This is a genomic window from Streptomyces sp. NPDC057474 (assembly GCF_042802555.1).
Classification (GTDB): domain Bacteria; phylum Actinomycetota; class Actinomycetes; order Streptomycetales; family Streptomycetaceae; genus Streptomyces.
The window spans coordinates 1-7933 of the sequence record NZ_JBHVDX010000328.1 but is presented as its reverse complement, the minus strand read 5'-3'; the positions used below and the strand labels follow the sequence as shown (position 1 = coordinate 7933).

Below are 7933 nucleotides of genomic sequence, written 5' to 3'. Positions count from 1 at the left end.
ACTGAACTTCCTACGCTTCTGTGCCACGTGCTCTCTCCGTCGTTCTGGACTTCGATCCTATGGGGACCGCTGTCCGAGAACTTCGGGGCGCCTCATTGGGCCTGCGAGCGTCGGTCGGCCGCACCGGTGTCTGCTGGGACAATGCGATGGCTGAATCATTTTTCGGCGCCCTCAAAAACGAACTCGTGCACCGAACTACGTTCCCAACACGCGCACACGCCCACCGGGCTATCGTCCGCTACATCGAGATGTTCTACAATCGAAAGCGCCTCCACTCCGGACTCGGCTACAAGACTCCCGCAGAAGTCAACGCCGAGTACGAGGAGTTGAAGGCAGCGGCATAGGCAGAACCCTCAACATCGCTGTCCGAGAAGCGCAGGGCCCCTCAATCAGCCATTGCCGAGCCTCCCGTTGAAATAGTTCCAGAACTGGTGTGGACGCTTCGGCATCGTCGATGTCTCCGGGCAGGGGGTCACCGTTCTCGTCCGTCTCTTCTTGGTTGATCGGTTCGGTGAAGTCCTCGCCGATGCGGACAGCGGCCCGATCCCGGCCCGTGCCCTTGTGGGCAGTGGAGGCCACGATCTCAGCGTCCTGTTCGACCGAGAGTCTTGCGGGACCAGGTGGTCCCCACGCTGCTGATGTGAACGTCTGTGCCCAAGCAAGGGTTGGATCAGCCGTCGGGGAAGGGCCGCCGCCCGACGAGGTCTCCGTGTGCGTTGCGGGAGGAAGGTTCGGAGAGTGCCGCCTGGCGCAGGTGCTCGGCCAGCGCCGCAATGGCCGTCGGCGAGGCCCGGCCCTTGACGCCCCAGGCCAGCAGATGGTGGCGGCGGGCCCAGGGGTCCTGCAGTTCGCAGATGTCGAGTGGCTGGTGGAGGTCGATGGCGCGGCGCGGCACCACGGCGAGCCCGACGCCGGCGACAACGAGGGCGACCAGCACGTTGAGGTTGGCGACGGTGGTGCGGTAACGGACCACCGGAGCGTGTGGCCCCAGGTGCTTCTCGATCCAGCGGCGCAGCGAGGAGTCGGCGTCGAGCCCGACGAGAGGGTGCTCGGCGACCTCGCCGTAGGTCAGCGCGGTCCGCCCGGCGAGGACCCCTCCGGCCTGGCCGACCACGACGAGGGAGTCGTCACCTAGGGGCTCCAGGTGCAAGCCGCAGTCGCGGGCCTCGTCGTCGAGGACGACTCCCAGGTCCGCCTCGCCGTCGGCGAGCATGCGCACGGTCTGCGGGGTGCGGCTCTCGGACACCCGGACGTCGACGTCCGGGTGTGCGCGGAGGAACGAGACCAGGGCCTGCGGCACGAGCCGATGCATCGCGGAACCGCCCCCCAGCAGGATCAGCGGAGCCGTCGGGGACCGGCTGTAGCTCGCGACCGCGCTTTCGAGCCGCGCGGTCCGGTCAAGCACGTCGCGTGCATGGCGGGCCAGAGTCGTCCCCGCCGGCGTGAGCCGCACGCCCCGCCGGCCGCGGATCAGCAGCGGCACGCCGGCGTGCCGCTCCAGCGAGCGCACCCTGGCGCTGGCCGAAGGCAGGCTCAGGTGCATCCGGTGAGCCCCCGCCGTGATCGACCCCTCTGCCACGATGTGGAGAAAGAGCCGCAGGTCGTCCAAGTCATAGCGCACCGCCCCAGCCTACGGATCAGCCTTAGGCTGGGTGCGTCGATTACACATTGTGGACCAGCTGGTGACGGGGTGATGCTCGGCGTGTGTCCGAGATATTGCTTGTCCTGCTGGCCGGTGCCGCCGCCGGAGCGCTGAACGCCATCGGCGGTGGAGGGACGTTCGTGGCGCTGCCCGTTCTCGTCGCGTTCGGCCTGTCACCGGTGACGGCGAACGCGTTGTCGCGGGTCGCCCTCGTACCCGGGGCCGTGGCCAGCGCGTGGGTCTACCGACGCGAACTCACCCCGGTCGGGACGACATCCACGAAGGCGCTGACAGCGGTCAGTGTGATCGGTGGCGGAGTCGGTGCCAGCCTGTTGCTGGCGCTGCCTGCATCGTCCTTCGACGCCGCGGCGCCGTGGCTGCTCGCCTTCGCCACGGTGATCCTCGCCTTCGGCCGCAACCTCTCCAAGGCGTTGAACAGCGTGCTCGGCCGCTCGGTCGGCATGAGTTCCCGAGCCGTCTTGATCGGCCAGTTCGTCCTCGCCGTGTACGGCGGATACTTCGGTGGTGCCGTAGGCATCATGATGCTGGCCCTGTGGAGCATCGGCCTCGGCCTCGACGCCGCGGTCAGCAACCCGATGCGGATCGCGCAGCTCGCCGCCATCTATCTCAGCGCGACCGTGCTGTTCCTCATCGCCTCGGACACGCTGAGCGCGCCGCTTCTCCTCACCGGCATGCTGGTCGGCGCGGTGGCAGGCGGCTTCGCTGGCGCCCACCTCGCCCGCCGTCTCCCCGCCCGGCTGCTGCGGGGCGTCATTCTCAGCACAGCCGTGATCATGACCGTCCTGTATTTCCTGCGCGGCTGACCACGCGGAGAGCCGCGGTGATCAGCCCCCGTCGTCGGAGCTGAGGCTGACTGACATGACCGAAAATGACACCGGAGCCACCGCACCGTACACGGATGCCGCTCGCGCGAGACTGGTGATGGCCTACGAGGCATGCGAGGTGGCCGAACGCGCGCGCGCCGCCGTCCCGATCGGCAAGCACGAGCTGCAACCCGACGGCACCACCCGTTCGCCGGGCGCCATGCTGGCCGATGCCGCCCGAGTGTTCTCGGCCGCGCAGCGGTTTCTCGAAGCCGCGGCCGTGTTCGAGCGCGTGGGCGGCGCCGACTGGCAGCTCATCGGTGATGTCCTGGAGGTGTCTCCGCAAACCGCGCGAGTGCGCTTCGCGATGGCCGAGGCCGGCTTCCGGGAAGGACTGCTCTTCCCAGAAGGGATCGGAGCCGCCGGTGAGGTGACCCGGTTACGCGTCTGCATGGCCAGGGAACCGCTGGAAACGGCCCTCGACCTCGACGACTGGGTGCTACGCCACGAGGACGGCGACAGCGACCTCGGCACCACACCGGTCTCCGGCGGCCTGGTCCGGACGGACCGCCGACGACGGATCGAGAAGCACTCCTGACTCACTGAGAGGAAAGACGTGGACACATCAAGGCGACAGGCGGGCCGCCCGTCGGACGGGAAGCGGGAGCAACGTCATGGACCCACGCGGCGGGAATTACGAGCAGCAGGCACGCCATTTCGCGCCCAGGGCCGTGATGGACGGCGTAGCGCTCACCGAGACGCAGGAGCAACTGGCGCGGGCAGTCCTCGAGGCTGTACTGCTGGCCGGCCTGCCGCCGTACAACATCGAGGCGGCCGCAGACGGGGAGGAGACGGGCGTGGCCCTGGTTCCGGAGGGCCGCCGCGCGCTGCGCCTGGTGTGGCAGCAGGACCCGGCGGCCGCTCGCCACCTGCCCGTAGGGCTGTGCGATGCCCAGCAGGCTGCCATGAACCAGGCACTGCACACGATTTTGTCTGCCCACCGGTTCTGGATCGCTGACGGCCCGCTGGGCGAGGCTCCCCTCGTCCTCGGGCTCACCCGTCACGACGGCGGGCGAGCCTGAGCGACTGTGATCAGCGCGGTTGTGGCGGGTGGGTGATGATACCGGCGATCAACAGGACGCGGCCGCTGCTGGGGAGCAGGTGGCTATTGCGCAGCGAACCCGGTGCAGGTGATGAAGCGCTGTGAGCCGTCGCCGACGGACCAGACCACGGTGTATGTGCCCGGTGGGTAGTCAGCGACGGCTCCTGGGAAGTCTCCGGGCCAGACCGCGGTGGCCGGATTGTCGGAGTACACGGTTGTTCGTGCCAGGCGTGAGGTGCCGTCGGGCATGTAGATGCGGGCCAGGACGGGCATCTCGGTCTGTACGGGTTCGATGTTGCCGTACTTGTTGCGCAGGGTCAGTTCCACTGCGTCTCCGGCCCGGACGTCGCCGGGGGAGAAGTACTGCCAGGCCCCGTCGACTTCTGCTTCTTTCCGGGGCGCGCAGTCCAACTGGTCCGGCAGGTAAGTGAACGGCGGGGGCTGCAACGGTGAGGGGGACGTCGGCGACGGCGTGCGGGTTTCTGCGGAAACGGCCGAGGGCGTAACGGGGGAGGGCGTAACGGGGGAGGGCGTCGGCGACGCGGAGTCCCCCTCGCCGTTGCGGGCCGACTCCGCTGCGGGCGGGGCGCTGACGGCCCTTGTTGGGCTGCTGGACGTCGCCGTTTCCCGGCCCTGCGGGGGTGTGGACGCTGATGATGCGGCGATTGCTCCGCCGACGCCGCCCGCAACAGCCGCGACGGCAACGACCACGGCCAGTACCTTGACGCGGCGGTTCCGGGCAGCGGTGGGCCAGGCGGCGCCGTCCTCGGGCGGCAGGTCCCAGTGGGCGCTCACCAGATCGGACACCAGGGTCGCCTGCTCCCGATCGCGCGGAGTGGCGGCCGTGGCCTGCGCGGCGAGCAGCGCTGTACAGGCGTCGCGGAGTTCGGCGGCGGTCGGCCGGGCGTCGGGTTCCTTGGCGAGTGCCTGCACAACCAGCGGCAGCAGGGCCTCGGGTGTGCCCCTCAGGTCCGGCTCGGCGGAGAGAACGCGGAAGGCCACGGCATCGGGGGCGCCAGTGCCGAAGGGGAGGCGGCCGGTGGCGGCGTAGGCGATCAAGGCGCCCCAGGCGAATATGTCCCCTGCGGGGCCCACTTCACCTGTGCGGTAGTGCTCCGGACTGATCCAGCCCGGGGTGCCGGTCATCACCCCGGTGCGGGTCACCGAGGTGCCGTCGAGGAGGTGGGCGATGCCGAAGTCCAGCAGCCGGGGGCCGGCCGGGGCAAGGATGACGTTCTGGGGTTTCACATCCCGGTGGACGATGCCCGCCTTGTGCACCGCGGCGAGCGCGGCCGCGGTTCCGGCGGCCAGCGCGTACAGGCGGGCACCGTCCAGGGCGCCGTTCGCGGCGAGATGCTGGTCGAGGGTGGGGCCGGGCACGAACGGAGTGGCCAGCCACGGAACGGGGCCGTCGGTGTCGGCATCATGCACGGGCACAAGACAGGGGCCCGCCACCCGCTGGGAGAGTCGCACCTCCCGGCGGAAACGGGCCCGGAACTCCTCATCTGCTGCCTGCGCGGGGTGGACGACCTTGACCGCTACCTGCAGCCCGGAGGAACCGAGCGCGGCATACACGGAGCCCATGCCGCCCGTCCCGAGCCGCCCGATGACGCGGTAGGGGCCTATGCGGCGAGGATCGCCAGGGTGCACCGGCTGGACACGGCTGGACACAAAGGCTCCTCAAACATGATCAGCGGCGCGTATCGGCCGAGCGGGCGCTGCATGCTATCGAGCGATCCCACCCGCACGTCTCGCATGCCGCTGCACCAGGCACTCGCTGCGCCGCCCGGCATCCCGGGGCGCACCTTCCCTGGCCCGGCAGGCAGGCGCGGCACCGAACTCCTCTACCGCGTCGGCGAACGACTCCCCGGGCGCTGGAAGGGCGACCGGGCCACGAGCGCGAGCAACATGTACGCCCTGGGTGTCCTTGCGCACGAGCTGCTGGAGGGCACCATGCCCTTCACCGGACCGTACGAGCACGACTTCTACGAGCAGCACCTGCACGGAACCCCGGCGCCCCTCACCACTGCTCCTCCCCTTCTGGCAGCGCTGATCACCGAGTGCCCCTTCCGCGCCCCGCAGGGCCGCCCCACGGCCGGCAACGTGTTGGAGAGGCTGCGCCGCTTATCAGCCTCCTCCTTGTCGGGTGGGCCCGCTGCCCTGGCCGAAGCCAACCGGGCCGAGGCCGCGCGACGCGGCGAAGCCGACCGGAAGGCGTCAGCCGAGGCCACCGAAGCCGAACGCCGACGAGACCTGCTGGAAGCCGCCCGCACGTCGCTCCGCTTCACCTCCGACCAACTCCTGACGACGATCACGAACATCGCGTCCACGGCGGACATCTACAAAGGGAAGGAGGGAGGCCGGACCGTCCGGCTCGCCCTGGCCGCGATGGCACGCAGGCGCCAGCTTGTGTCCGCAGGCACCCAGACCTACGCCCGTGGTTAGTCCTTCGCGTCCCAGCACTCCTTCGCCCACACGGCGTGCCGGTCCAGGAATCCCTTGCCGCCGCGCGTCCCGCTCCTGCGCCCACGTCGCTCCCTGGGCATCCTGGGCATCCTGGGCGGGATCGTACGACGCCCAGCCGGAAGCGTCCGTGAGGGCGGCGATCCGGCGCCATGGCGGGACGGGACCCCTCCGCCTGGTTGTCAAGTACCTACAAGCCATCCGCCAACACTGAGCCCAGAAGAATGACTCCCGATGGCCACCCCAGCACAATTGCTGCACGCATGGCCGCACATTGGCCGCACTTGATCCTTGACAGCCCATCAGCTAACGCCGTCTTCACCACAAAAGCCCAGCTCAGGGACCATACCCTTGGACATCACTACAGAAGCTGCACCTTAGACCTACGCATTACGATGCGTAGACCACACGTGTCCGATTAGCCCGGATTCCAAGGTCAACGGAAACAAGAAACCCCAGGTCAGAGGCATGACTGGGGTTCACCATAGAGCCGCCTTCGGGATTCGAACCCGAGACCTACGCATTACGAGACCGTGAGGGATCGTGTTGCGTGGTGCTTCGTCGTGCTGCCCAGTGACGTTCTGCCTGATCAGAGCATGTGCAGCCGGTTGTCCCGTGCCGCCTGGTGTGACGTCGTCCAAAGGCGTCCGGCCACCGGCTGGCCACCGAGGGCGTCGCTGAGCGGCGCAACGAGGTGTTGGGGTCGAGTTGTAGGTGACCTCCAACAGGCCACTGCCCGCCTCTCACCAGCCGCCCGCGCCGTCCTGAGTCAGCGGCTCCACGTCCGCGCCGCCGTCAGTTCGGTGAGAGGCGATGGCCGCGCTCGGCAATGCGCTCGACCACCCCTGACCGCCCAAGCGACTGCGGACACCACTGTGTCCCCGTTGCCGTCAACCACTGTCGGCACCCCGGACAGGACCCTTGCCAGACAACCTTCGACGTGGTCGAGATCCGCTAACGGGAATCATCCGGCGGCCAAGGATCGAGTCCCGGATCGGAGTGCAGGCAGGTCAGCGGGCGGTTCGCGCAGACTGCCAGCTCCAAAGACTCTTCAAAGGTTGAACCAAGGTCCCAGATCCAACCCATGCCAGCAGCAACCACCCTCCCTCCAGCCTCCACGAATACGCTTGAGTAACTGAGCCACTCGCCAATAGGAAAATACTCCCCACCGAGAACGCCCTCTACCTCTGCGGCTAGATCACGCTGCCCTGATCCACCGGCGAAGGGGTCGAAATTGTAAGGCTCGTCATTACTGAAGTTCGGGCCAATACGATTGACCGGCTGGATCGAAAGCCCTCCCACCGCCGCGAGGATTTCCTCTGCCAATGGATGGGATCGGTACCCTTCACCCTCCAACGGCTTCACCCATTGGCCAACGTCAACCTTCCTGCCCGCGCTCCATCCGGACGCACCAAGCGCCCCAAGCAGATCCTCGCTGAGCGAGTCGAAGCGAATCAGGGGCATCAGTTGATCTCCAGGTCTTCCAGCAGTCGGCCACAACGGCCGCAGGGGTGAGCCGGGTCACCATGCCCATCCGTATTCGATGTCGGCATGGAGTTATTCCGTGTCCTTACTGTTTGCATGGTTCCACCCCTGATGGCCTCGGGCCCCTCCGCCGCCTGCGCCTGAATTAGACAGTGCACCTCCGCGCACCCTCCATGGTGGCCTGCCCGATCGAGTGCATCCGCCAACGGCCCCTCTGCCTGCTGGGCATGCTTATTGCGGCCGTAGTACTTCGCACCTGAAGGAGATGTGTACTCGGAGGCAAATTTCACCCCAGGTTCGTTGCGAACACTGTCGGCGTAGTCGCCTAGTACTCCAGCTGTAGATCGTGATCTTGCTGGTCGGGGCCGGTGCGGAGACGGGTGCGGCCACCGTTGATCATCGTGAGTTGTGTGGACT

Annotated in this window: 7 protein-coding genes and 1 pseudogene; 5 read left to right on the top strand and 3 right to left on the bottom strand. The window is 68.0% G+C overall.

Annotation, left to right across the window (positions count from 1 at the left end; all coding sequences use genetic code 11):
* Positions 1–101: 101 nt before the first annotated feature.
* Positions 102–344: pseudogene (locus tag ACFU53_RS44590) on the top strand (integrase core domain-containing protein); the annotation flags it as partial.
* A gap of 326 nt (positions 345–670) precedes the next feature.
* Here ACFU53_RS44590 and ACFU53_RS44585 read toward each other — a convergent pair.
* Positions 671–1621: a LysR family transcriptional regulator gene (locus tag ACFU53_RS44585; RefSeq protein WP_384005678.1), complete on the bottom strand. Its 951-nt coding sequence runs from the start codon at positions 1619–1621 to the stop codon at positions 671–673.
* 83 nt (positions 1622–1704) lie between these two features.
* Between ACFU53_RS44585 and ACFU53_RS44580 the strand changes: the two genes are divergently transcribed.
* The 3 genes from ACFU53_RS44580 to ACFU53_RS44570 all read left to right on the top strand — a co-directional run bounded on the left by ACFU53_RS44580 (position 1705) and on the right by ACFU53_RS44570 (position 3548).
* Positions 1705–2466 carry a sulfite exporter TauE/SafE family protein gene (locus tag ACFU53_RS44580; protein ID WP_384005676.1) on the top strand — a complete coding sequence of 254 codons (762 nt, stop codon included), beginning with the start codon at positions 1705–1707 and terminating at the stop codon, positions 2464–2466.
* A gap of 55 nt (positions 2467–2521) precedes the next feature.
* Complete coding sequence (locus tag ACFU53_RS44575; protein WP_384005674.1) at positions 2522–3064, top strand: hypothetical protein; 543 nt, start codon at positions 2522–2524, stop codon at positions 3062–3064.
* A gap of 76 nt (positions 3065–3140) precedes the next feature.
* Positions 3141–3548: a hypothetical protein gene (locus ACFU53_RS44570; protein ID WP_384005673.1), complete on the top strand. Its 408-nt coding sequence runs from the start codon at positions 3141–3143 to the stop codon at positions 3546–3548.
* A gap of 83 nt (positions 3549–3631) precedes the next feature.
* Here the strand turns inward: ACFU53_RS44570 and ACFU53_RS44565 are convergent, their stop codons facing one another.
* Positions 3632–5239: a serine/threonine-protein kinase gene (locus ACFU53_RS44565; protein ID WP_384005671.1), complete on the bottom strand. Its 1608-nt coding sequence runs from the start codon at positions 5237–5239 to the stop codon at positions 3632–3634.
* Between the two features lie 84 nt (positions 5240–5323).
* Here ACFU53_RS44565 and ACFU53_RS44560 point away from each other — a divergent pair, with 84 nt between their 5' ends.
* Entirely contained in the window at positions 5324–6013 is a 690-nt protein-coding gene (locus tag ACFU53_RS44560) for a hypothetical protein (protein WP_384005670.1), read from the top strand.
* Positions 6014–6985: 972 nt separating this feature from the next.
* Here ACFU53_RS44560 and ACFU53_RS44555 read toward each other — a convergent pair.
* Positions 6986–7495 (bottom strand): SUKH-3 domain-containing protein, encoded by a 510-nt coding sequence (locus tag ACFU53_RS44555; protein WP_384005668.1) that lies wholly within the window; start codon positions 7493–7495, stop codon positions 6986–6988.
* Positions 7496–7933: the final 438 nt, after the last annotated feature.